The organism is Okeania sp. SIO2F5 (assembly GCF_010692685.1).
Classification (GTDB): domain Bacteria; phylum Cyanobacteriota; class Cyanobacteriia; order Cyanobacteriales; family Microcoleaceae; genus Okeania; species Okeania hirsuta.
In genome coordinates, this window is record NZ_JAAHGU010000103.1 from 1 (window position 1) to 26270 (window position 26270).

Consider the following 26270-nt stretch of genomic DNA (forward strand, 5'->3'; position numbering starts at 1 on the left):
GCATCCTTAAAACTTTAACCTTTAGCGATCGCCTAATTTATGAAAAATACAGCTCATACAGTTACTTTTATGTTACATTATCAATATTTATGTAATATGTAAAGATGCCAGCGCTCATTGCTATAAATCAGAATTTATATTGAAACTGCAGGAGACAGCACCTAGCAAACGTAAATCTTTATTAGTAGAACATATATGTCGTCAAGTAGCTCTAGTGTTAGGAATCAATAATCCTGAATCTATTTCATCTATGACAGGTTTTTTCGAGTTAGGTATGGATTCTTTGACCTCTGTAGAGTTGAGAAATAAGTTACAAACCAGTTTAAAGTGTTCAGTGTCATCAACTATCACTTTTAACTATTCTACAATTGATAAGCTAGTAGATTATTTAGCCCAACAGCTAAACTTGACAGATGATAGTGACGATCCTCAAAAGCAATTGTCCCAGTTATCAGAAGTTACCAAACTCTCAGAAGATGAACTGGAAGCATCAGTTATTCAAGAAATAGAAGAATTAGAAAAATTAATCTAAGAGCTGATTTATAAAGTAGATGCAATGGTACGCTTTTCGTACAGCTATGTATTTCCGTTTTTTTTTTGATTGGTTGACTAATAATCGTGACGTATTTTTCTCTGGCGTTGAATGATCACACTGACTCAAAAATCAAAAATCACCTGAAAAAATTTACTTTGTTTTTCGACAAAAACATAATACTTACTATAGAAAACCTGGGAAAAACTATGAAAAACTCAGTTCTTTGCCGATATATCCCGGAACAAAAATTTTTTTTAGCCAGATCAATATTACTCATAATCAAGGTTTTGGAAGATTTAACCTAGCAGCATATTGGAAAGACAAATATCATCAGAAAGTAGAAAAAGCCAGTGCGTAATTCCGAGGTCTCCTCGGAATGAAAGACGCACTCAAGACAGAACCTTGGTACTTATTAACAAATCTTAATTATTTGGATGAAGTTTTAAAAAATTATCGGTCGAGAATGGGCATCGAAGCCATGTTTAAAGACGGTAAAACAGGTGGATATAATCTGGAAGGAAGTCAAGCTAATATGCAACGTTTGACTAACTTAATTTTACTGATCGCTATTGCTTATACTGGTTGATGCTGTCAAGGTAAATTTATCAAAAAATCCGGTGATCAAAACTATATTTGTAGACTAACACAGCCAGGTCGAAAAGATAGAAGACATAGCAATTTTTGGGTAGGAATGCAATTGTGAATTGTGGGTCATAGCTGGGGAATATTTAGTTGATATTCTCCAAGTTATGATCAATCTAAATCCACATAAAAAGCATGATTATCAAAGGGGATTAAAAGCGATGTCTATATGATTACATTAAGTATTTACACTTGCAATCTTTAAGAATTTATCTAATGTCCAATGATTAAAAATTTTCAAATTGACTGATATAAATTTTGTTAGCCTTATGTGATTGAACAATAAATCAACTTACCTAGAGGGTGTGGGTCAGCGATCGCTGACCCACACCCTTTATAAGAATAATTATTATGATCAAAAAAACATGGGATTTTTGAAAGGGATCATATCTTTTAAACCCTTATCCCACAGTACTTTTGAGGCGCTTATCACCCCATGAGTTTCTCTCCTCAAATTACCAAAAGTGAAATTACTGTACTTTGAGTGAGTTTCTTTTAATATAACTAATATTTAAGGGAAAAATATTTTTCTTTCCACCCGATTTGTGCGGTCTAGGTGTTCTGTAGCTACAAACTTTGACGATCTGATAAATTAGATCAAATATAGAACCCATTTGAGATCTATTTAAAAAGAGATGGGAAGGTGGGGGGTATTTTTCAACCTTTTTCCCATATTCCTTCCCTCCACCTCCTGACTCCTGACTCCTGTCAAAAAACTGAATCGCCAATAAAGATACCAAATGAGTTATATAAGCCTAAAGGTAACAAAATACTATGAAATTTTACATTGTAGATGTATTTGCTGAAACTAAATATGCTGGTAATCAACTGGCTGTATTTACAGGTTCTGAAGTTGAGAATCTTTCTGATAATGAAATGTTGCAAATTTCCAGAGAGATGAACTATTCAGAAACTACTTTTATTTTATCTTCAACACAACGAAATAATGGTTATGATGTGCGGATATTTACTCCTACTCAAGAATTACCTTTTGCTGGTCATCCAACATTAGGAACTGCCTATATTATTCAACGAGAAATTATTAAAAATTCGGTGGAACAAGTAATTTTAAATCTGGGTGTAGGACAAATTGCTGTGAGTTGGAAAGGTGAAGTTTTATGGATGGCTCAGAATATGCCTACTTTTGCTCAAAAACATCAAATTGAATCTTTAGCAGAGGTATTAAATTTAGAGGTGGGTGATATAGATATGAGGTTTCCTATTCAGGAAGTTTCCACAGGGATACCTTTTATCATTGTGCCTTTGAAAAATCTCAAAGCATTGAAGAAAGCTCAAGTAAATTTGGATAAATATTATCAGTTTATTCAGATAGCAAAAGCTACAGAAATTTTAATATTTTGCCCAGAGACATACAATAGTATTAATAATTTAAGTGTGAGAATGTTTGCACCATATTTAGGAATTACTGAAGACCCGGCAACGGGCAGTGCTAATGGTTGTTTAGCAGGATATTTAGCTGAGTATAATTATTTTGGTGAGGCAAAAGTTAATATTAGGGTCGAACAGGGATATGAAATTAATCGACCTTCTTTATTATTGTTACAAGCAGAGAAAAAAGTAGAAGGAATAGAAGTATTAGTTGGTGGTAAAGTTATCATGGTTGCTCAAGGAAAATTGGTTGCTTAAATAAGGAAGAAGAAAGAAGGAAAAAGTGGATGGGGACTTAAATCCTAACAAGCTTGTAAACACCCTGTAGACGGCGGGGTATTACAGCGGATTTATCAAGTAAATATTAAGAGGCTGAGTTTCTGGCTATACTTAGGTTTGGCGAGTTATCATCCTTTAGTTCCAAAATTCCTGAAAGCTAGGTGATGTAAGACTTTTAACTAAGTTGAACAACCAGCTCTTAAACCCAAAAGAAAAAGATAAATCATTTAATATTAAGTCCGGATAATTAGTGATGAAAAAACCTATGCTTTTACACAGGGTAAATATCTCTATTATCTTTACTGCGTACAAAGGTTGCATGAACGTCCCTACTCCCTTATTTATAAATATTCAAGGGGACATGATATAAGACTACTATAGGGGTTTTCATATTAATAAAATATGGTATTTTTTCTTTGTTTCTTCTTCTCTCTTACCAAAAATTAAAAAGTTGTGTACCTCATCTATTTGAGAAATTATATATATTAGTTTAGAATCATTGGTGAGAGTTTTGTCTTCCCTACAACCAAAATATTGTAATATTCTTTTATGTAATATCATGTTAGGTATAACAGTTATAATACGGCTTCGTAGTTAGGCTTAAGCAATAAGATAAGTATTTAAAGGGCTAGAGCAAAACTACAGACAAAAATTTTATTATAACTAATTATCTGATAGCGTAGCTCCCACGGAGGGGGCACATAATATAACTGGTTTAAATTATGAGTCAATGTTTAAATCCTGAATGTCTAAATCAAAATCCTTCTGATACAAAATTTTGTCAGCAATGTGGGTCAAAATTACTTTTAGCAGAACGTTATCGTGCCATTAAAATTATTGGTCAAGGTGGTTTTGGTAGAACTTTTCAAGCAGTAGATGAATTTAAACCATCTCAAGCTTTTTGTGTGATCAAGCAGTTTTTTCCTGAAGTTCAAGATAAACAAAATATGGAAAAAGCAGCAGAATTATTTGCTAAAGAAGCAGTGAGATTAGAAGCTTTAGGAAAACATCCTCAAATTCCTGAATTACTGGCATTTTTTACTCAAGATAATCGTCAATATTTAATTCAAGAATTTATTGAGGGGCAAAATTTACAGCAGGAGTTAGAAACAGTAGGGACGTTTAATGAAACTCAGATTTGGGAGTTATTAAATGATTTATTGCCAGTATTAGAATTTATTCATTCTCAAAAGGTAATTCATCGGGATATTAAACCGGATAATATTATTAAGCAACCTATATATTCCCAGAAAAAAGGTGAATTAGTATTAGTAGATTTTGGGGCAGCAAAGTTTGCAACTCGTACTGCTTTGGCGGTGACGGGAACAGTTATTGGTTCTGCTGGATATGCTGCGCCGGAACAAGCTATTGGGAAGTCAATTTTTGCTAGTGATATTTATAGTTTGGGTGTGACTTGTATTCATTTATTGACTCAAGTTGAACCGTTTGAATTGTTTGATGTAAGTGAAAATGATTGGGTATGGCGAGATTTTTTAATTTCTCCTATTAGCGATCATTTGGGTAATATATTAGACCGGATGATTGTCGGAGCAACGAAGAAAAGGTTTCAGTCAGCGACAGAAATTATGGCATTGATTAAACCTAATGATGTTGATGTTTCACTACCTAAAAAACAGGTAAGTAATTTGGTAGACTCTTCATCTATTCTAGAAGTAAACTTAAATTCAGAAAGGGGAGTTGATTATAGTAAATTGTGTGATTTATTGGCTACTGGAAAATGGCGAGAAGCAGATATAGAAACAGCAAAGTTAATGTTAAAAATCACTAATAGAGAAAATAGAGATAAATTAAATATTAATTCAATTAATAATTTACCTTGCACTGATCTACGGACTATTAATCAACTTTGGGTAAAATATTCAAATGGTAAGTTTGGTTTTTCTGCACAAAAAGAGATTTGGGAAAATTTGCCTACTCAAACATTTTTTTTAACTTATGAAAAATTAGGCGATCGCTTGGGTTGGCATTCAATAATTGGTTGGACTAATCACGATAACTTAATATTTGATTTAGAAAAAGCACCCTATGGTCATTTACCCGCAATGTTTGCTATGAGTGGAAACTGGGTATGGTTTATGGAGTTAGAAAAGTTATTTTCTGCCATGGTAAAAAGACTTAATATTTGTCAAATATAGAGGGTTATAGGCAATTGAAAGTCAAAAGTCAGGCATCGAGTGCGCAATTAGTCGGTCTCTTTTCGGTCTGGAAATACTACGCAAACATCTGTTAAAAATGATAGTAAGGTCTGAGGTAACAGGCAACATTTAATAGCAGTAGGTTTGAGAAATTTGACAGGAGAAAGAGCAGAAAATTTTTAATGTGGTCAATTAATCAGACTTAATATGATTACGACTTACGCATAACTACCACTTATGGTAGGGGTGAACGGCCGTTCACTCGTAGAAATGGTGTATAATTTTGTCTTGTGCGTAAGTCCTGTTGATATTATACTAAGGGTCAAAAAAGAATGTTACCAATAATAGGGGCAGTAAGGGCGTTAACGTAGTTGTGAGCTAGCTAATGGCCATTTGCTAAGGTAGAAGCTCTCTGGTTTACATGTTGCTGAGCAAAACGCCCCTACTTTATAAACGCTCCTACTTTATAAAAGATATCTCTTGGAGTAATAAAGATAAATTCAGACCTAAAAACTGCTATTAAAACCACTCATTCTGACTCCTGACTTCCCCTCCTGGGAGGGTTTAGGGGTGGGTTGACTCCTAAGAAATATCCTAGCTATTTGTAGAAAACATTTATCAAATTGGTATTATAGCACTACGCAAATAAGTTAGGACATTTATAAATGCTCAAAGTCAGTCCGGGATTAATTCTGACTTCTAACTTCTAACTTCTGACTTACGGGTAGCGATATACCTGTTGCCTTTAAGAAAAAATGAATATATGTTTTAAATCCTCAAAAGCTTATAACTTTTGCAATTTATCAGAGGTAGTAAAGTTGTAAAAAATTGATAGGAACTACAGATTAAGAAATCGACTTTTTTTGAATTTGCTATAATCTTACTTCAGCTTAAGTTGTAACTAACCAAGAATTACTATTAATTTTTTCACTAATTTCTATCCGTTGTTGATGATAGTTATTCGCTTGTCTCTCTAGCCCTAAATTTTTATAAACTTTTTCGATTAAATCAAGAGTTTTTACTAAATCTTTACCATATTCAGCAAAAATACTTCTGCGAAATCCATCTTTTTCTTTCTGTTCATAAGTTGCCATTTTTTGAGGATATACATAGCTAGAATAATGATTTTTTTCTATTTTAGGAATATTATCTATTGTTAATGCTAACCGATCTAGAGAATCTTCCCAGAGTTTTTGCCGAATCTCTAAAGCAAGTTCTAAAAAGGCTTGAGCTTGGCGAGGTCTACTGATTAGAAAATATGCTTCTCCCATATTATGCAATGCAATTGATTCGTTGATTTTAATTGTCAATTTATCATTTTTTGCCGATTGAGCAAGCTTTTGAAAAATATTTAAAGATTTGCGAGAATACTCTAGGGATTGAGTTGATAATTCAGTTAAATTATAAATCGTGCTAATGTGATTAATTGTTTTGCCGATACCTACGATATCTTTGAATTTATTAAATATTATTAGAGCTTGTGAATAACACTTCAAAGCAGTAGTATACTCTTTTAAAAGATAATAAATTTCTCCTTTTTCATTATATATAGTGGCGATTTTTGCTTCGTTTCCTATTGTTTTTGCTAGTTCTAAGGCTAGTTCTAGGTATTTAAGGGCATTGGAATATTCTCCTATTTTACGGTGAACTAATCCAATTCTATAGACAATATTGAGTCTTGTTTCCTGGTTATTAATTAATCTAGTAATTTCTAAAGCTCTTTGAAAATTTTTTAATGCAGTTTCTAGTTGACCTATACTATAGAAGCGATCGCCTGTTTGAAATAGATATTTCAATTCATTTTGATGGCTAGTATAAGATTTCATAATATTGCTCCCTGACAATACTGAACTTTTGGCGTTGGTAATTGGTAAAATGATTTTTTACTAGGGGTGAGACCCATCACTTACTTTGGTAAAATATATTAGAGGTATCAGAAACAGACTACTCTTAAAGTTTCATCTCTTGATTGACCAACGCCGAACTTTTTGATTAATGCACGGATAGATTATATACTAGCATAAGTAATAGTATTGCCAACTAATCTGATAATTTATTTTCACGCATAATGACAAGGAAATCTTAAATAAAAGGGCAAAATATAGGTATTGTAGATTACAGATTTTTCACCACAACTTTCCCAAATTTCAAGTTTTTCTTGACGATACTTCTCTGCTTTTTGCTGTTGACCTATATGGCAATAAACTTTCTCGATTAAATTCATAGTATTGGCTAATTCTGCTCTATATTGGGAGATAATACTTTGACTGAAGCAAATTTTTTCTTGTTGGAGTAGTTGGTTTGTTTGAGATAATTTTTTGCTATTAAGATAATTATTGTGGAGAATATTTTTATCTAAAGAATCTGTAGTTTGACTAAATTTATTCAAAGTTACTTTGCAAATTTTCTGACGAATAGCTAAAGTAAGTTCTAGGATTTCTTTTGCTTGGGTATATCGACCGATCCATAAGTAAGCTTCTCCTATATTATAAAGAGCTGTAGCAATGTTAGTTTGGCAAGCTAATTTATCTAATTCTGATTTTCTTTCAAGTTTATGGAAAATTTCTAGAGATTTTTGACAACAGTTAAGAGTTTGTTCAAATAACCCTAGTAAATTGTATATTTCGCCTAAATGATTAAGAATTATACCCATTCCTAATAAATTACAAAAATCTTGGGCAATTTCTAAAGCTTGAGCATAGTATCTTAAGGCAGAAGTATATTCTATAGACAAACAATAAGTTTCGCCAATATCATTCAAAATCATTACAACTCGATTTTGGTCGCCAATTTCTTGAGCAAGTTGCAAGGCTAAATTGAGATATTTTAAGGCACAATCATATTTTTCCAGACGACGATAAACTAATCCAATACGGTTTAAAATATTTATTTGTTGCTCAGATGTGAGCACAATTTTTAACGCTTCCTGAAAAGTATTTAATGCAGTTTCAAATTGTCCCAGATCGAATAAGCGATCGCCTGTTTGAGATAGTTGTTTTAATTCTGCGGAATAGATAGCAGTGGACACGATAAGTAGTTCCTCCAGAACAATACTGGTAATTTTCCGGTTGTAAACTACTCTATTTATCAAAGTTGGCAGGTTATGCAGAAATTTGCACTACATTGTGGAGATAAAATGTAGTACAAAAATCATTGTTACTTATTGTATCATGTGCCCCCTCCGGGGAGCTATACTAGCGGATAATTACTTATAATAAAGTTTTTGTTCGTAGTTTTGCTCTAGCCCTTACAATACTTAGGAGTCATGTAAAAATAATTTGTACAAATTTTATCTGGGATCAATTGTGAAATTAGCTTCCATCAAAAAAACTGTAATGGTTATTGTTACACTAGTCCTTAGTATGATTGCTTAAGCCCAACTACGAGCCTAATTATAACTGTATATTAGTAGTCAGTATAGGATGCTAAACCCTTAAATATTTAGTTAGTATTGCTAAAAACTTTACTATTCCCTATAACCCATCAGTTTAAATTGGATCTATGCGCAATTAAACTGATTAATAGATAATAAATATCTAAAAAAAATGCTATGAGTTGATACATTTAAGTTGTCTATCCGAAGGTTTCCTCACCTAAAAATTTGTAGCAAACTTTTTCTCAGTTAGAATAACTCAATATTTATTTGCCCACTCAATTTCGTCAACAACTTTTATGTTTTTCTTTATAGGTTTAATACTCCACCGTCCATAATTGGTTGGGGATAGTCTTCGACCTGCCACTTCGTGTCTACAAATCCCATCCACTTTTTCCTTCTTCAAAATGATTTAGCATTATTGTTGCAAAATTTGATAACGCCAAACCGATCAAAATCATGGATTAAATTCAAAAGGAGGAAAAGTCTCCTGATTTTCTGGTGTCAAATAAACTGTAGCAATAAACTTCTCATTCCAACCTCCTACAACATTAGTAAATATATAAAAATCATCCTCATTGGAATTTAATTTCTGTTCAACTAAAATTCCCGTTGCATCACTAACCCGCAATTTTATTTTTTCCGGTAAACCCATCCCTGTAGGCGTACTTAATATTAATAGCAACATCCATTCTAATGTTGAATCTGAGACTAAAGACCAAGTTAAAGCATACAATCTTAAAGGAATTCCAGCTAATAATAAATCGTGATAAGCAACCCTAGCATGAGGAGGAATATATACACCATTTTTGGGCAACTCTCTGATAATTCCAGCAATTTCTTCTGTAGGAGAAGATATTCCTCTCATGGGAGATAGTGCCGATAATTCTGGCAATAAAACCCAGGATAATTCATTGGCAAAATCATCTAATTCATTCTTTAACCAACGCCCCACATTAATTGTAGGTTCAGTCAAGATACTAAGTAAATCTGGTAAATATTTACTCAGACTACTTAAAGAATTTTCTGAATTTTCTGTAATTTCTACTAAATTATTCGGAATATTCCCCTCCTCTATATCTATTTGCAATTGCCAATTATATATCCAATTTAATAACTCAGAATTAGTTAGGATAGTTTTTCCCTGTTCCCAGTTAAAAGATTCCCATAAATTTTGTGCGGATAGCTGAGGTAATAATTTTGTTAATTCAGCTTTAGCTGCAGCTAAATTATTTGACTTAGGTTGTACCTCTGGCAAGGCAATTCCTGCTATATCCAAACAACGAAGATAAAGTAATAAATTATCTATTTCTGTATCAAACCAACTCCAGGGAATTTGATAATTCCAATCTTCATCTGGCAGTAGATTAAGCTGTGTTTTATTTCCCATTAAATCTGCATAAGAAATAAAACTATTAATCACAACTTTTTCTAGTTCTTCTTGTACTTCCACCACTACATATAAATGATGGGAGAACTCTGGTAAATCTACTACTGCTCTTGGTAGACTAACTTCTTCATTTATAAAACTACCTTGAGTGATGATACAAACTTTAAACTGATTAATATTCAGATTACAAACGGCTGGAATTGAGTTAGAAAGAACTGGATTAAAAATAGAAGCATCAGCTAAATTAACTGTTAAATTATCTTTACCTCGTTCTTCTAACCATTGTTCAAATCCAAACAAAGCTAACCCATTCAAATAAGTTTGCCATTGTCGTGATTCGTTAGGAATTTGATTGCTAATTTGGATGGCTTGCTCAACTTTTTCTAATGATAAATGAATAGATTCTGTTGCAATACCCTGAAATTCTAGCAAATCTTCTAATTGATTCGTTAATTCATTTTTCATTTAAAGTTTTCCTTGATAATAAGTTTTATGATAAATTACAAGAACTAAATTTATCTATATGCTTACAAACTCTTTGAGCAAATAAATTTTCTTTAGAACTAGACTGAGAATTATAACCCTCTGATTCTACTTCTTTAAAGACTATATTTATTTGTTCATCTAGAGCTATTTCTATTTTTTTATCTATAGTTTTTAGATGTTTTGGATCTGCATAATCTTGAGCAATTTCTAAGATACGACCCCGCAAACTAATTAATAATTCCTGTTTAATATCAGCCCGAAAAGATTTTAATTTTAGTAAGCGAGTTACTTGATATTGCGCTTTCAAGCCAACATTTTGAGCAATTTCTGTCATTGATTTTCCCTGACAATGATATAGATGTAACCCTTGGATAAATTGTTCCATTTTTTTGTTTTTTCTTTTCTTTAGTAATTGTATCCAAGAATCTGTTACTTTAGCTATAGCATCATCTAAACTTAAAAGAAATTGCTTTCTATAATTGCTCAAAAATTCATTCTGTTCATCCATTGAATCAGCTTCTTGAACAATACAAATCTGATTAGCTAAAGATTTATGGTTAGAAGTATCTAATGGTATTGTTGGTAGAGAACCACTTCTCACAGAAATTCGATATTCTCGTATTTGAGAAGCCAGGTCTTGCAATTTAGTCAATACTTGCTTTGGAGAAATATTTTTACCAGTTTTAGTTTTGATTAATTGAGCAATTTGTTCTAATTGTTCTGTAGTTGGTGGCAAACATTTTCTCCCTGCTCTTGATAAACTTTTTTGGCGACGTTGCGCCCGATAAATAGCATGATAACTTGATAAAATATCTATACTTTCCCGAGTTTCAAAAGCAGTAAAATTATAAAATACTGAGAAAATTTTCTCTAGTTGTTTAGGAGGAGTATCATTCAGAATTGCCCAATCACTAATTAAATAGACTCCACATTCCAGTAAGAAACTATTAAGTTCAGGATGCTGTTTAACTTTTCTAGTTGTCCAGGTAGCTAAATTGCTTTGATTTGGGTCGAAATTTTGGAGAATTTCTTGAGCAAAAGAACAAGAAGAAGTTTGATTTTTTTGACTAGAGATTCTGCCATCATCAGTCAAAACATAAGGGAATAAATTTTCCCTAGTAAAGCCATGATTTGTACCAAAATTTGCGGCTAATTGTTGACAAACACTGTCAATTTGCCAAGATATAAAACAGAGAAGACAGCGTTCTGCTAATAAAGAATTTCTCTCTAAATTAGTATCTGAATTATCTTGCACCAATGCTAAAAGTTGACGCTGAATATTAATGTCCGAAATTTCACTATCTGTTATATATTCTGGAAAATTTGAGGTAAAAAATTGTTTTGCCTCTGTAATTTCCAGGATTTGACGAGACCCGGAACTATTAATCTTAATCTGTCTCCAGTATTTAGAAGCAGTAACCATTTACTTTTAGATTTGAGATCAATAAAAATGAACAATTATCCAGATATATTAGCTTATAGCAGAAGAAAGAAGGAAGAAGGAAAAGTATTACGTTGTCTTAGTTTTAAGCTCTCGATCTTTCCTAACCTTTGCTTCGACTACTATCAAACATTAACCCGTAAGATATTCAATCCACAATGCTGATTATTGTTAATTGTATAATCATTTTTCCTGGTCAAAAGTTTGCTCTAATATCAGGATATTTATCCCTTCAATTGGAATATATTTCTATATTCCTAGAGGTTATGCAATATTTATTGAGGAAAGAAGGAAGAAGTGAAGAGGCAAAAAGGAAGAAGGAAATGCTTTTTTCGCTTCAATACTTTTGACTTTTGACTTTTGACTTTTGACTTCCGCGTAGCTGCACTAAACTATAACTTGGTTAGAATTAGCTGTAGTAGTAATCATATATTCCACTTGTTCGGGAGTTAAAAAAGGATTAGCACTCAAAACTAAAGCAGCTACACCAGCAAAATGAGGAGCAGCAAATGATGTACCACTTTGATTTCCAAAATCATTATTAGGAAGAGTCGAATAAATATTTTCTCCAGGAGCAACAACATAATTTAGTGTTGTTGACCCAGCACGGTTAGAAAAGTCACTAATTCTGCCTGTAATATCTGTTGACCCAACAGGAATTCCCCATTGTTGTAGATTATTAGCTGGATATTCAGGAAAACTACTACCGTCATTACCTGCTGCCATAACTACCACAACTCCTCTTTCTGTTGCGTAACGGATGGCATCATCTACTACAGGAGAATAAAAATCTCTCCCAAAACTCATGTTAATCACATGGGCACCATTATTAACTGCATAGTAAATGCCACCAGCAGCATCATCAGGTAGAATTGTCTCAAAATTTCCTACCTTAACAGGCATAATTTTAGCATTAGGAGCAATTCCTGTAATTCCTAAGCCATTCTGTTGAGCAGCGATCGTACCTGCAATATGAGTACCGTGACCAAAAAAGTCCATCGGGTCATTATCATTATTGATAATATCCCATCCCCTAAAATCATCTACATATCCATTACCATCATCATCAAAACCATTGTTAGGAATTTCATTGATGTTAGTCCAGATATTACTTGCTAAATCAAAGTGATTGTAGTCTACCCCACTATCTATCACTGCTACTATAATACCTTGCCCGGTATAACCTTGATTCCAGACTTCGGGAGCATTAATTGTTTCGACATTCCAATTATTAAAATCAAAACCTTCAGGAATTGGTGCGTTGATAGTTTGAGCAACTGCTGCATTTGCATCAATTAAACCATATCCATAGATACTATTAAAACCATCAGAATTCAATGAAAGTCCAGAATTAAATGAAGGTGTTGCTGACAGACTCAGATTATAATTTGTATCTCCACTGTATTGACTTACTTTAACGTAATAAGTACCGGGGTTTAAATTAGACACATTAATTTCTTCGGAAGCGCTGCCAAAAGCAAGGGAAGAATCAATTATTTCTCCAAAACCATCGTTATTTTTGTCTTCGAGCAAGTCTACATCAGCATCTGCACTTAAACCAGATAAAAATAAGTTAAAGTCACTGGTTGTATTCAAATGGAAACGATAATAGTCTACGGAGTCGAAGTCACCTACAAAATCATTCCAAATTTGATTGGTATTCAAAACCCCAATATCGCGAGCGTTTATCAAGGTGTCATCTGACTGTGGGAAAAGGTTTATTTGACTTGCTATTCTTTCAGGGTTAATTAATTCACCAGTTAGTATATTTGTTTCGGAATGGTTTTCGATAACTTCAGTGTGAGATTTTAGGTAAGGGGTAATATTACTGTTTATTTGTGAGGGGAAATTTATTTCATCTGTCACAATTTGCTGTTCTGTTAAGATATTATTAACAGATAAAATTGCTTGTTCATAACTATTTAACTGTTCGGGTATAATAGAAATGTTATTCGCACCAATAACTGGAAGAAGATTATCGACAGAATTTTCAGGATAGTTTGAAGGAAACATAGTTTTTTGGGGTAGATTGTACAGATATTTTTATGTCTATAGCAGGGAACAGGGAACAGGAAACAAGGAACAGGAGGAAAAATATTTCCCTGTCTGAACTTCATCATCAGCATAAGTCCTAAGCAACTTGTTACTTTGAGATATAACAGTTGTCATTATTACATTTGACTTATGAAATAGCTCAAACAGCAGGATATTACTAATCAAGCTTTTTTTCTTACTTCCTTCTTCCCTTTCTCTTCTTCTATATGAATATATGAAAGGAAACCTCAACCTCTGTCAAATCAACATATATCTGATTGATTAGAGGTTATGCACAAAAAAACTCGGTTAATTTCAGTAACCGGGTTTCTAATTGATATAACAGTTGTCATTATTACATTTGACTTATGAAATAGCTCAAACAGCAGAATATTACTAATCAAGCTTTTTTCTTATTCCTTCTTCCCTCTTCCCTCTTCCTTCTTTCTTCCCTCCTGACTCCTGACTCCTAAGTAATTAAGATTAATATCATACACGCGCTTCAACAACGCCTAAAATCCATTTCCCATCAAGATAAATGATGACCAATAGTAAGGATTATTTGCTTCTTTATCCTTTCCAGTAATCATATTTATTTGAGCTTCCCGCAATGCTTCTGTTTTGCTTTTTCCTTCTTGTAAAACTGTGTAAAAAGTATTCATTAATTGAGCGGAATCATCATTAACTCGCCACAAGGAGGTAACTATTGCTTCAACTCCGGCATTTTGCATCTGATAACCAAAACCGACTATTTCTTCTCCATTACCTATTTGTCCTCCAATGTTAGTTTCAGCAGCACTTAATACGACTAAATCTACATTCGGTAATGACCAACTTTCCATATCGCGCAGAGTTACACGATCGCCATCTCCAAATAATATAAAAGAGTCTTCTGGTTTGCCATTTCCTGTTTCTCCAGTTAACAAGACAACGGGGGTATCTAAATGTACAATATTATACTCATTAAAACTACTAATTGTTGTTTCAGAACTAAATTCGCTGTTAACAAGTTTACGAGTACCAGGAATTGTTTCTGCTAAATTTTCGACTAATTTTACTGTTGTTGGTGTTAATTCAACTTGGCGAGTTCCGACCTTAACTTGATAATTACCTTCGGTTAAAGCTGCTGCTAATACACGAGGTTGATTCTTAGGTTTAGTCTCAAAATTGGTTAGACTAGCTGCAATTATATTATTCGCACCAAAACTTTCTACTAACCATTTTTCTCCGTCATAAAGTGCTGCTAAAGGAAGATAACGTAATTGATTATCTGGTGCATAAAGAATAGTATTGACATTTGCTTGAGCTAATTCATTTTCTATTGGTTTGATTAACCAATTATAGAGTTTTTCCGCAGAATCTTTGACATCTCCAACCGGAGTCAAAATTGTTAGCCGAAACTCAGCGATCGCCCCTTCTATTTCTTCTGCTTTTACTTCTACGGTTTTGTGTATTGGGTCGCCTTCTGCTTGGATTAATACTAATTCTAATTTATCTGCCAAGATTAACGGATAAAATAGCGCTGTTCCAGGTAATTTTTGTAATTTTGCTTGCAAATTATTAAATTCTGGAAAATCCGCTTTTAAATTATTTTTGTCAATCTCCCGTTCTAAAATATCTGTTGTTTCTTCAGTCAGAATTTTTTCTTCAGCAGCTAATAGTTTAACTCCGGTTGCTGTTGCTTCATTCCCTTTAACATTCCCTAGATAATTATCTAATTCTTGAATTTTCAACAAATCTAATACTTGTTGAGCTTCCACAATACGTTCTTGTTGTAATAATAAACCTGCTAAATTCCGATAAATTTCTTCAGGCTTTTCTAAGAAACTTTTCTCGCCTTCCTCACTCCGCATAACTTCATTCAAATTAATAGCTTGCTTGTAAAAAACCACTGCTAATTCTGGTTTTTCCTGAGCTGCTAATATTGTGCCTAACTGCCCATAAATTTTACCCTCCTTAACCGTTTCTTCACTCTCTTTATATATTGCTAATGCTTGTACTAAATTTTCTAAAGCTTGGGGATATTGTCTGAGTTGATATAAAGAATCTCCTATTCCTTCATAAGCTATAGCAACAGCATTTTTATCTTCTTTATCTGGTAAATTATTCAAAGCAAGTTTATGATAATTCAGAGCAATAGAATAATCGCCAGAACTATAATAAGCTTCACCCAAAGCATTAAAATTGGCAGCAATAACCGACTTTTCTCCTACTTCTTTATTTACAGGCAAAGCCTTTAGTAAAACTTGCTTTGCTTTATCATTTTCACCCAAACGGTTATAAACTTTCCCTAAACCAACAGTTGTTTTACCTTCCCCCGCCTTATCTTCTGCTTCCTGATAAAAAGCTAAACTTTGTTCATAAATTGATTGTGCCTTAGCATTTTCTCCCATCTCATAATAAGCATCACCCAAATAACTCAAAGCCTCTAATTGAGCAGTCTTATCCTCCGCAACTTTAGCAGCTTCTAACCCTTTTTCATAAACCTCTAATGCTTTATCTTCTTCTCCTTGCTTTTCATAAAGTTTCCCCATAAAACCATAAATTCGCCCCACACTTCTTTGGTCGCCAATACTTTCTAACATCGCCACAGCTTGCTGAAAATATTTAAGAGCTTCAGAATCTTCACCCTTTTCCCGATAGACAAAACCTATATTATTTAATAACCGACCAACTCCAGCACTATCATTAATTTCTCTACGCACAGTTAAAGCTTTTTGGTATGTTTCCAGAGCTTTGTCATAATTGCTCATCCGAAAGTAGACCACCCCCATATTATTGAGAGTACGTCCTCTATTTCGGCGATCGCCCACTTCTTCGCGAATGGTCAGCGCCTGTTCATAAAATTCAAGTGCTTGGTCAAGTTGTCCTTGACTGGCCTTAACCGCAGCAATATTATGTAATGACTCTCCTTCATTAGGTCGGTCCTTCACAGCTTGAGAAATATCTAAAGCCTCTTGATGTAGATTTAACGCTTGGGAAAATTCCCTCTGTCGTTGATAGGTAAAACCAATCAGGTTAAGAGTTTCCGATACCCCTGGACGATCGTTTATTTTTCGGCGAATAGTTAAAGCTTGTTGCAAAACATCTAAAGCTTGAGCATATTCCCTTTGGTTAACATAAACATCCCCCATATTATTCAGGGTTTGGGCAATTCCGGCCTGGTCCCCCAGTTCCTTACGAATTGCTAAAACTTTTTCGTAGCTTTCGAGGGCCTCATCAAACTTTCCTGTCCGAAATTGTTCCACACCTGTTTCAAATAACTTATCTGCTTCAGCCTTGGAGGCAGAAGATTCTGGCGAACTTTCCACCTCGGGAGTTTGGGCCAAGACATTCGGGATATTTGTGATGGTGTGTACTGGGAAAAGAATAATAGCGATCGCGCTCAAGTAACTAAGGTAGAGATAGGAATTCTTCACTGTAGGAGTCCTCTAAAAAAGTCAAAAGTCAAAAGTCATGCATCGAGTGCGTAATTCTGAGGTTTCCTACGGGGCGCCTACTGTGCGGAAGTAATTCCGCACACAGCCCCTCCAGAATGTAATACGCACATCTGACAGTCAATCATTTTTGATTTGTAATTGTTTTAGGATTTTGTAACTGGTCAGTTATTTCCGCCATCCTGCACTAGTTAAAGACCATACAAACTTAATATGGCCATTTAGCATTATGGGTCTCACCCTATATGCTCTTAAAAGATATTTTGTACTATTTTGTCTCTCTCAGATTCTTGTTATGAGAAACTTTTGTTTACTAGGGAGTTGATTTCGGATGAGTAGGACTTATACTATTTTAAAAAAAAATTTCAGTGTAAAATAAAAACTAATAAATTATAGAAATACATAAAATGATAGATTTATTTGCTTTTTTATTCTTTTTTGTTCAGGAAAATAATTCTGACAATCGCATTTTTACATTGCCAATAAATTTCACAGGAAAATAGGAAATAATTTTGATTATAACTAGAATACTGTACTCAAAAATAGTCTACAATATTTTCTTATACATCTATATTCTATAGTTTTTAATTTTTATTTCCCTAATTCTTGATTCAATTGGTATTAAAAATGAAAAGTAATGAAAATAGGAAAAATCAACTTTTTAATTTGTTGCTCAATGAGGTTCCCGATCAATTTACAGGGAAGTTAGAAGTAAAAGGTTCTCAGAAAAGTTGGATAATATTCTTTTGTGTTGGTCGTCTAGTTTGGGCTACTGGAGGTGAACATCCTAACCGCAGATTTCATAGAATTTGGCATCAATTTTGCCCGAATATTTCTCTGGCTAATATGAAGTTACGAGAACATAATGATCTTAATTATTATTACTATCATCTTCTATCTATTTTATCTAGAAAAAAAGTATTAATTCCAAATCAAGTAAAAGCAGTTATAATTGAGAACATCAAAGAAGTTGTATTTGATATTTTACAGCAGCAATCACAAGAGTTATTAGCTTATAATTTATCTCCAAAAGGATTGGAAAAATCTTTGATTTTAATGTCAGTAATTATTCCTCCTGAAGCTATAATTCCTACTCTTCATAAATCATTTTTAGCATGGCAGCAGTCTAATTTAACTGAATATTCTCCTAATTTAGTTCCTGAAATTATCAAACAAAAATTGTTACAACAAATAGCTAAACCTAACTCTTATCAAATAATCACTAAATTAGTCGATGGCCAAAGAACTCTTAGAGAAATAGCTATTTTGATGAATAAAGATGTGCGTCAATTAACTTTATTTTTAATGCCTTATGTGCGTAATGAATTAATTATTCTTAAGTCAGTTCCAGATAAACAACGTATTGAAGGAAGTCCAGGATTACAGCCCAATGTAAATAAAAAGAAAGCTCCAGCTAAAGTCCAAGAATTAATTATTTGTGTAGATGATAGTAAACAAATTTGTTATATGTTAGAGAAAATTCTGAAAAAGGCAGATTATAGATTTATCGGAATTCAAGATTCTATTAAAGCATTACCAATAATTATTGAAAATAAACCCGATCTAATTTTTTTAGACTTAATGATGCCAATTGCTAATGGTTATGAAATTTGCACTCAATTGCGACGAGTACCTATTTTTGAGAATATACCCATAATTATCATCACTGGAAACGATGGAGTGGTCGATAGAGTTCGTGCTAAAATGGTGGGAGCTACAGGGTATATAACCAAGCCTCTTCAACCGAAAAAAATATTGGCAGTAGTAAAGCGATATTTACAAAATTATCCTCCTAAATCACCAGAAAAATCAGATCAAACAAGCTTATAAGTTATTTGCAATTGTGTAGCTAGGTCAAAATTTAACGATCGTAATAGTATTAGTCTAAAACCGTCTTTGAAGCTAATCTCACTTGAGAATCAGTTTTTGGAAGCAACGAAGGAATAGAAGTTTCAGTTTAGCCAAAACTAATATTATTTTAATTCACTACTACATCTACAAAACTGTCAGTATTTTATTGTTATAAAGTTAAAAAGGGGTAAAAAAAGAATGTTACAAATAATAAGTAGGGACGAATGGCCATTTGCTAACGCAAAGCTGCAGCTTTATATGTTGCGGAGCAAAACGCCCCTACACGATTTTTTTGTGACGATGTGGTTCATCAATTTGAAAAGCGCTGTATAGCAGTCGAAGGAAAGGTTAGGACAAATCAAAAGCTTAAAACCAAGACAACTTCAACAATTAATAATTAATAATTAATAATTACTTCTGCTTGAAAAGAAGAGGATTGACGCAGTAGGGAAAATTTTTTCTCTCCTTTAAAGGAGAGGCATTTTACCTTAATTATTCGGTAAGATTATTCCTTCTTCCTTCTTTTTTCTGCTGTAAACTCAAAAATCATAAATTTAATCTATAATCTGATGCTACGAGAATTTATCGTATATGCTTGCCCAGTAGGTGAACTAAATAATCAACTAGAAGAATATTTCACCACTACTCGTGCAGAATGTAGTGAAAATGCTGCACATCAATATATGCCGCACTGTACCTTGACAGGTTTTTTTCACGACCAATTAACCGCAGTTCCAATTTATCTTCAAGCTTTAGATACTGCCTTAAACAATACTAGTCAAAATCGCCCAGCGCCACCTATAGTTGTTGTAGATATGGAGTTAAAAACAGACTTTCATTATCTCCAATTAAAATCAATTTGGCTAGAAAAATTGATTGCTAACTTTGCTCATCTAGCCAATTCAAAAACTCGTATTGATGAATTACGCCTCAAAAATAATTTACATCTCAGTTTAGCCTACAAATTTCCATCAGAACAACAACAAACACTAGCAAAAATAGCAAAAAAAATCATCAATTCCCAAGCAGAGGTATTATGGGAATTACGATTTTATGAACGCCATCCCAATAACTCTTGGACTTGTCATCAATCTTGGAAACTCTAGTTAGGGTTTGCGCTCAAAAGTCTTTTAGTCGGAGTAGGAGACAGGAGACAGGAGACAGGAGACAGGAGAAATGGGAATGAGCGAGGAGGTAGGATTCAATAATTAATAATTAATAATTAATAATTAATAATTACCTCTAGAGTGAAAACGGAATGGGCTGAATAATTATGAAAAATTTTTCTTGTTTTTCCTTGCTCATGAGAGGATTTTTACCTTAACTATTCGGATTTGAATTGTCAATTTGGGATTTTTCTGCCCAACTATGAGCCTAAAATACTAACTTTTTAAGCGTTTTAGACGTGATACCAGGCATTTTTTTAGACTCAAAAAAGGCACTTGTCTTTATATGTCAATACTTTTAAATTTAATCAGCAAGCCATAGTTAAAAATGAACCAAAAAATTGTAAATATCTCTAACCTTTGGCAAAAAATCCCCGGACAAATTTACTTATTATTAGCAATCATTATTTTCGGTTCTTCTAACGCAATTACAAAACAATTAACAGAAATTGGTGCCGAAAAATTTCCTGGAGAAAATCCCATTTCATTTTGTAATGTTTTATTTGTAGGAAATATCTGTGCCCTATTAATTTTAATTATTATCTATAGAAAACAGCTAAATCTACGTTACTTTCAACAATTTTCAAGTCAAGATTGGGCAAGTATGTTAGCCGTTGCATTCCTAGCTGGCGCTCTATCTCCTGCTGCCTCATTTGAAGCACTTTCTCGCACAATGGTTAACAATGTAATATTAATTGGACGTATTGAACCTCCCTTAACTTTAGCACTAGCTATTTTTTTGCTAGGAGAAAAAGTTAATCGGTGGAAAATTACTGGAGCAATTATTTCATTTGCCGGAGTAATTTTAATTATAGTTTTGCAAAGTTTTGGGCAAAACTCAGTTGATTCTACAAATATGATATCTATCAATTCAGGAGAAATTTTAGCCGCAATTGGAGCGACCGCTACGGCAATTTCTAATACTATTAGTAAAGCGCGTCTTCATCGAATTCCGGTAGGATTTTTTAATATTATTCGTAATGGTTTTGGAGGTATTATCTTCTTTATTGCCGCATTATATTTTTATGGAAGTAGTCATTTCATGGAACTATTTTCGCCTTTTTTATGGCAATGGATGTTAGTTTATAGTGCAGTTATTGTAGTAATAGGTCAAATTTTGTGGTTAAAAGGATTAAGTAAAACCAGTAGTTCTGATGCTTCTATTGCCAGTGCATTTAATCCCATTGCTGGAGTCATAGCAGCCTATTTAATATTAGGAGAAAAACCCATCGCTGCTCACTATATTGGGGGAGCTATTATTTTAGTTGGAATTATATTGAGTCAAGTCGCGAATAAAAACGAAACTACCATTAATCAACTTGCTGAAAAGGTTCATCCTCAGCAAAGAGAAACAGGTTTAGGATTTAAAGGTTTTTAACTATAGCAGGGAATAGGGAATAGGTATGGAGGGAACAGGGAAAAGTGGGAAAAGTATTTATCTGTCTTACGGTTCATTATTAATCTATGTCCTAATCAATTCGTTTCTTGCTATGTATTAGACATAGGCGTGAAAAAGATATAGACTTTTTGTAAAAGTAGGTATGGAAGAAATAGGTATGGAGAGAACAGGGAAGATATTTTTAGAAAAAAAACACGAAAAATGATTTTTTGAGTTATTACACTCTAGTTTATAGCAAATAAAGGGCAAGTTTATTTTCACCAAATGTCTATTCAGAGTTCAGGAGTCAGGAGAAAATAATAGTAGTCATAATTGGGTAAGTGATTGAGTATTGATGCTGAATATTTTCCGAATAATATGACTCTGGAGAAAGGTCAATCAAGATAATTTATTCAGAAATACCTGCCAATACAGGAATTTTTATACTACTTTTAACCTGATAAATTGACGTGCGGAATGTCGGAAGTAATATGAAATATAAAAAATAATGCTACGAATAATTTCCCTGCTAAAAAGACTTTACCTAGAAATGTCGATTTGACTAAACACAGAGTTTTACTTTAACTAAATAATAAATAATATTATAGATATATAGGCTATTCTTACTGACTCCTGACTCCTGACTCCTGACTCCTGACTCCTATTGTTTGGCGTTTGACTTTCAATTATAGACTTTTGACTTAATGACCAATGCTTCTCTGAATTTGATACCCTAACTAAAATGGTCTTGGGAATAGGTAAAAGTAGTGGATATATTTATTGGACGTGGAAAAACAGCTCGCAGAGCTTACGGAATCGATGAAATTGCCCTAGTTCCTGGGGGACGGACACTCGATCCAAGTTTAGCAGACACTAGATGGAGCATCGGCGGCATAGAAAGAGAAATTCCCATTATTGCTAGTGCAATGGATGGAGTAATTGATGTCAAAATGGCTGTTCTATTATCTGAGTTAGGAGCAATGGGAGTTCTCAACTTAGAAGGTATTCAAACTCGCTATCCTGACCCAGTGCCAATATTGGAAAAAATTAGCTCTGTGGGCAAAGATGAATTTGTGGGTTTAATGCAAGAACTTTATTCAGCTCCAATTCAACCAGAATTAATTTCTCAGAGAATTAAGGAAATAAAAAGCCAAGGTGGTATTGCAGCAGTAAGCTTAACACCTGCGGGAGCACTCAAATATGGAAAAGTAGTCGCTGATGCTGGTGCAGACTTATTTTTTGTCCAGGCAACAGTTGTTTCCACTGCATTTCTTTCACCTGAGTCAGTGGAAAACCTGGATTTGGTTAAGCTTTGTCAAGAAATGCCTATGCCTGTGGTTTTAGGTAACTGTGTTACTTATGAAGTGGCCTTAAATTTAATGAAAGTAGGGGCTGCAGGAGTGCTAGTAGGTATTGGCCCTGGTGCTGCCTGTACATCTCGTGGTGTTTTAGGTGTAGGAGTTCCCCAAGCTACTGCTGTAGCTGACTGTGCAGCAGCACGAAATGATTATTACCAAGAAACAGGAAATTATGTCCCAGTTATTGCGGACGGGGGCTTAATTACTGGTGGAGATATTTGTAAATGTATTGCTTGTGGCGCTGATGGGGTGATGATTGGTTCGCCTATAGCTAGGGCCGCGGAAGCACCAGGGCGTGACTATCATTGGGGTATGGCTACTCCTAGTCCCCTTTTGCCACGAGGTACTCGGATCAAGGTCGGTACAACTGGCACCATCAAGCAAATTCTGCGTGGCCCAGCACTATTGGACGATGGTACACATAATTTATTGGGCGCTCTCAAAACGAGTATGGGCACTTTGGGAGCTAAAGATTTGAAAGAAATGCAGCAAGTTGAGGTTGTTATTGCTCCTTCATTGTTGACTGAGGGTAAAGTTTATCAAAAAGCTCAACAATTAGGTATGGGCAAGTAGATTTACCGAAAAATTAGGTTTAAAGCCTCCCCCTAAAAGCTATCCCTTACCCATAAGTCTTGAAATACTTGTGGGGAGCAGGGGAGCAGGGAGCAGGGGAGAAAGGAGAAAAAATCATAGTAGCTAAGTAAAACTACTGAAGTTTTCAAGAAAAATGTATATAAAAATACATTTTTTCTCCCGAAAAAGCCGAGCCAAGACTCACTCATAACTCGTCTATTTTGTCAAGCTTTATCTTAAGAAAGATGTGGGTAATCGATAGCCCTAAAAGGGGGACTTTGTATTATAGTTAGAAAAGAACTAAAGGTATTCAACTGCTCTAAAAACCTAGCTATATAATTGATCAACGCACCTTGAAAACTGCCGTCAGACTCTGCGTAGCTGTCAGGGGTAAGCGGTCGGAACCCGGTAAGGTTTCCTTGCTATGGGAACGCCGACCAATAGAGGAAATGCTGGCCAAGAAAAGAGTTATAGGATTTTGAACTGTACCGTAGGGCATAAACCCAGAGGCTTTTGGAATAGAGCAAACCCTCCCTTGGGGAGAGAGCCATCTCAGAGCTAGATATCTTCTGGTAATTAGTTTAAGTGGACTCGTTGTTGGCCTAGCTTTGCGGAGCACAAACCAAGAATCCTGGTTTTAGGAGAATCTCCGTCGCTGACCGCTGGAGAGTATGTCAATGACTTAAGATATCTCTGTACCCTTGACAAAATTTGTGAAATAGTTTTGAAATTTACAAATTACCCTAGAATTATCTGAAAATAAATGTCACAATAGTAATAGCGGAGATGCATGTTTCCGTTCACTCCTCACACCACACTCCGCCCGAGCTTTTCTAGTTTGGGCGGTTCCTTATGGCCACTTAAGGCTTGATTCAGATCAAATTTTTTTGATAGTGATTAGGTTATCACAGATTCGGCGTAAGCTACTCAGTTAATTGCTTAATTGTTTATAAAATTTATCGTGCAAATCAAGTACGGTACAAATAAATATAGTTACTTGTTTACTTAGTTAGTTATTTGCGACTTGATCAAGTTAAAGTTACGGATAGATATCTAGAGTTTTTGAGAATAGGGAAAAACTTAACTTGAAAAAAAGATTCTGCGCTTTGTATTTTAATTTTTCTATATACTACTTGACACAGAAGAAGATATAAAAGAAAGTATTAATAAAGCTAGTAATTTAAGATTGTATGGTGGACTTAACTAACTAAAGTGACATTGTACTTAGAGAAGACTTTAATTGAATGTTATATGATAGTTTGTTAACCTTGATACCAGTCTATACTATACTCTTTATATATACATTGGTAGAATCAAAACCTACCATATTTTTCAGGATTTTATCTTAAATTTTTCCCAAAACACTTAAACTAATAATAAATTTGGTGTTTTCTGGGAAAAGTAAACTTGCTAAAATCAAAAAATACCAAATTATAATAAAGGTGTTTTTAAACAGACGTAACTGGCAACTGATGAACTGTATAAAAAAAAATTTGAGTTGCATTAAGCCTAGTAAATAAATAGGCATACCTTTGCGGTCAGACAGACCGTGTCTTGGACTAGCAACCAAGTCTGAAATGCTTCTGAAGCCATCCTGGCTGATATACTTGGCAGAAATTCTAGGGTTTCTTTGGTACCAAGTTAAATCTAGTCTAGAGGCAATCTCCAAGAAGCAACAATCCTACGCCATACTATTTACGCCATACTATTCAAGATTCATATTTAAGGATTAGTAAAGAATGACAGCAGCAACACCAGTCACCGATAGCAGTTTCAAGCAAGAAGTGCTTGAAAGTCAAGTTCCAGTTTTAGTAGATTTCTGGGCACCTTGGTGCGGGCCATGCCGGATGGTGGCTCCTGTAGTTGAAGAAATTGCAGGGCAATACGAAGGACAAATAAAAGTAGTTAAAGTAAATACGGACGAAAATCCTAATGTAGCAAGCCAGTATGGGATTCGCAGTATTCCTACCTTGATGATTTTTAAGGAAGGCCAAAGAGTTGATATGGTGGTTGGAGCCGTTCCTAAAACTACATTGGCTCAAACTTTAGAAAAGTACCTGGAGAATGATTGAGAATTTTTGAAACAGATATGTAGAAAGTTGGAGAAAACTGTTTGTGTCTATAAATGTTTACAACTAATTAAGATACACTGAAAATTTGATGAACTATCTCTAGAACAACAGGAAAAACCATCTAAACTGAGATATGTTTATTCTGAAAAGCAGAAAGTAATTCTCAGTTATATTTTCATTGAGAGAATAATCCTCTGTAAGGTTTCTAGTGGACTAATCTAAATAATAAAACTGTTTTCTTTCTACAGTCCTAGTTCTCAAGCAAGTAAGGTAGAATCAACCTATTTTATGACTTAGCCGAGATTCTCAGTGGTCTCGGAAATTTTTTATTTGTATTTATAAATAGAAAGCCCTAATTTAATACTAAGGCTTTAGTACCTTGTATACCAAAAGGAAGAAATAAGAAGGAAGAAGCAAGAAGGAAAAATCTGGCGTTGTCTAAGTTTTAAGCTTTTGATCTGTATGTGTCCTTTCCTTCGACTGCTATATATTAGGGAACAGGCAATAGTGGAAAAAAATTGGACAGTATTCGATTCTTCATCACTCTATGTCCTAGTAGTTGTACCAATTATCATGTATGAATTTTACCTAAATGGAGCAAGAAGGCCCACACCATAACCCTAGTTTGGTGTTGGGATGAATTGCGACCAACAAAAAAAATCATGCAGATCGCCAAAAGTTCTGCTATATAATGGTAAAGTTAAAGCATG

At 34.1% G+C, this 26270-nt stretch carries 15 protein-coding genes; 9 read left to right on the top strand and 6 right to left on the bottom strand.

The window, feature by feature from the left end:
- The first annotated feature begins 139 nt into the window (after window positions 1-139).
- From F6K27_RS24010 to F6K27_RS24025, 4 genes are all read left to right on the top strand, one after another.
- Window positions 140-532: an acyl carrier protein gene (locus F6K27_RS24010; RefSeq protein ID WP_287278742.1), complete on the top strand. Its 393-nt coding sequence runs from the start codon at window positions 140-142 to the stop codon at window positions 530-532.
- 379 nt (window positions 533-911) lie between these two features.
- On the top strand, window positions 912-1121 hold the full coding sequence (locus F6K27_RS24015; RefSeq protein ID WP_287278744.1) for a hypothetical protein: 210 nt from the start codon (window positions 912-914) through the stop codon (window positions 1119-1121).
- A gap of 830 nt (window positions 1122-1951) precedes the next feature.
- Window positions 1952-2824: a PhzF family phenazine biosynthesis protein gene (locus F6K27_RS24020; protein WP_287278746.1), complete on the top strand. Its 873-nt coding sequence runs from the start codon at window positions 1952-1954 to the stop codon at window positions 2822-2824.
- A gap of 743 nt (window positions 2825-3567) precedes the next feature.
- Window positions 3568-5001 carry a GUN4 domain-containing protein gene (locus F6K27_RS24025; RefSeq protein ID WP_287278748.1) on the top strand — a complete coding sequence of 478 codons (1434 nt, stop codon included), beginning with the start codon at window positions 3568-3570 and terminating at the stop codon, window positions 4999-5001.
- A gap of 890 nt (window positions 5002-5891) precedes the next feature.
- Here F6K27_RS24025 and F6K27_RS24030 read toward each other — a convergent pair.
- From F6K27_RS24030 to F6K27_RS24055, 6 genes are all read right to left on the bottom strand, one after another.
- The gene (locus F6K27_RS24030; RefSeq protein WP_124146689.1) at window positions 5892-6827 is read right to left on the bottom strand and encodes a tetratricopeptide repeat protein; all 936 of its coding nucleotides are present in this window, start codon (window positions 6825-6827) and stop codon (window positions 5892-5894) included.
- Window positions 6828-7060: 233 nt separating this feature from the next.
- Entirely contained in the window at window positions 7061-8029 is a 969-nt protein-coding gene (locus F6K27_RS24035) for a tetratricopeptide repeat protein (protein WP_124146690.1), read from the bottom strand.
- Between the two features lie 802 nt (window positions 8030-8831).
- Entirely contained in the window at window positions 8832-10229 is a 1398-nt protein-coding gene (locus tag F6K27_RS24040; RefSeq protein ID WP_287278750.1) for a DUF1822 family protein, read from the bottom strand.
- A gap of 25 nt (window positions 10230-10254) precedes the next feature.
- Window positions 10255-11673, bottom strand: a complete 1419-nt coding sequence (locus F6K27_RS24045) for a hypothetical protein (RefSeq protein WP_287278752.1) — start codon at window positions 11671-11673, stop codon at window positions 10255-10257.
- 405 nt (window positions 11674-12078) lie between these two features.
- A complete protein-coding gene (locus tag F6K27_RS24050) occupies window positions 12079-13704 on the bottom strand; it encodes a S8 family serine peptidase (RefSeq protein WP_287278754.1) in 1626 nt (541 codons plus the stop codon).
- 533 nt (window positions 13705-14237) lie between these two features.
- Window positions 14238-17144: a tetratricopeptide repeat protein gene (locus F6K27_RS24055; RefSeq protein WP_287278755.1), complete on the bottom strand. Its 2907-nt coding sequence runs from the start codon at window positions 17142-17144 to the stop codon at window positions 14238-14240.
- A gap of 645 nt (window positions 17145-17789) precedes the next feature.
- Here F6K27_RS24055 and F6K27_RS24060 point away from each other — a divergent pair.
- From F6K27_RS24060 to trxA, 5 genes are all read left to right on the top strand, one after another.
- On the top strand, window positions 17790-18992 hold the full coding sequence (locus tag F6K27_RS24060; RefSeq protein ID WP_287278757.1) for a response regulator: 1203 nt from the start codon (window positions 17790-17792) through the stop codon (window positions 18990-18992).
- Between the two features lie 590 nt (window positions 18993-19582).
- On the top strand, window positions 19583-20119 hold the full coding sequence (locus F6K27_RS24065; protein ID WP_124146698.1) for a hypothetical protein: 537 nt from the start codon (window positions 19583-19585) through the stop codon (window positions 20117-20119).
- A gap of 388 nt (window positions 20120-20507) precedes the next feature.
- Window positions 20508-21557 (top strand): DMT family transporter, encoded by a 1050-nt coding sequence (locus F6K27_RS24070; RefSeq protein WP_287278759.1) that lies wholly within the window; start codon window positions 20508-20510, stop codon window positions 21555-21557.
- Between the two features lie 767 nt (window positions 21558-22324).
- Complete coding sequence (locus tag F6K27_RS24075) at window positions 22325-23488, top strand: GuaB3 family IMP dehydrogenase-related protein (protein ID WP_124154593.1); 1164 nt, start codon at window positions 22325-22327, stop codon at window positions 23486-23488.
- Window positions 23489-25227: 1739 nt separating this feature from the next.
- Window positions 25228-25560, top strand: a complete 333-nt coding sequence (trxA, locus tag F6K27_RS24080) for a thioredoxin (protein ID WP_287278761.1) — start codon at window positions 25228-25230, stop codon at window positions 25558-25560.
- Window positions 25561-26270: the final 710 nt, after the last annotated feature.

Bases quoted from the DNA above. Each gene is read 5' to 3' on its own strand.
- F6K27_RS24015 (WP_287278744.1), top strand. From the start codon at position 912: ATGAAAGACGCACTCAAGACAGAACCTTGGTACTTATTAACAAATCTT.
- F6K27_RS24020 (WP_287278746.1), top strand. From the start codon at position 1,952: ATGAAATTTTACATTGTAGATGTATTTGCTGAAACTAAATATGCTGGT.
- F6K27_RS24025 (WP_287278748.1), top strand. From the start codon at position 3,568: ATGAGTCAATGTTTAAATCCTGAATGTCTAAATCAAAATCCTTCTGAT.
- F6K27_RS24030 (WP_124146689.1), bottom strand. From the start codon at position 6,827: ATGAAATCTTATACTAGCCATCAAAATGAATTGAAATATCTATTTCAA.
- F6K27_RS24040 (WP_287278750.1), bottom strand. From the start codon at position 10,229: ATGAAAAATGAATTAACGAATCAATTAGAAGATTTGCTAGAATTTCAG.
- F6K27_RS24045 (WP_287278752.1), bottom strand. From the start codon at position 11,673: ATGGTTACTGCTTCTAAATACTGGAGACAGATTAAGATTAATAGTTCC.
- F6K27_RS24050 (WP_287278754.1), bottom strand. From the start codon at position 13,704: ATGTTTCCTTCAAACTATCCTGAAAATTCTGTCGATAATCTTCTTCCA.
- F6K27_RS24060 (WP_287278757.1), top strand. From the start codon at position 17,790: ATGAAAAGTAATGAAAATAGGAAAAATCAACTTTTTAATTTGTTGCTC.
- F6K27_RS24065 (WP_124146698.1), top strand. From the start codon at position 19,583: ATGCTACGAGAATTTATCGTATATGCTTGCCCAGTAGGTGAACTAAAT.
- F6K27_RS24070 (WP_287278759.1), top strand. From the start codon at position 20,508: ATGAACCAAAAAATTGTAAATATCTCTAACCTTTGGCAAAAAATCCCC.
- trxA (WP_287278761.1), top strand. From the start codon at position 25,228: ATGACAGCAGCAACACCAGTCACCGATAGCAGTTTCAAGCAAGAAGTG.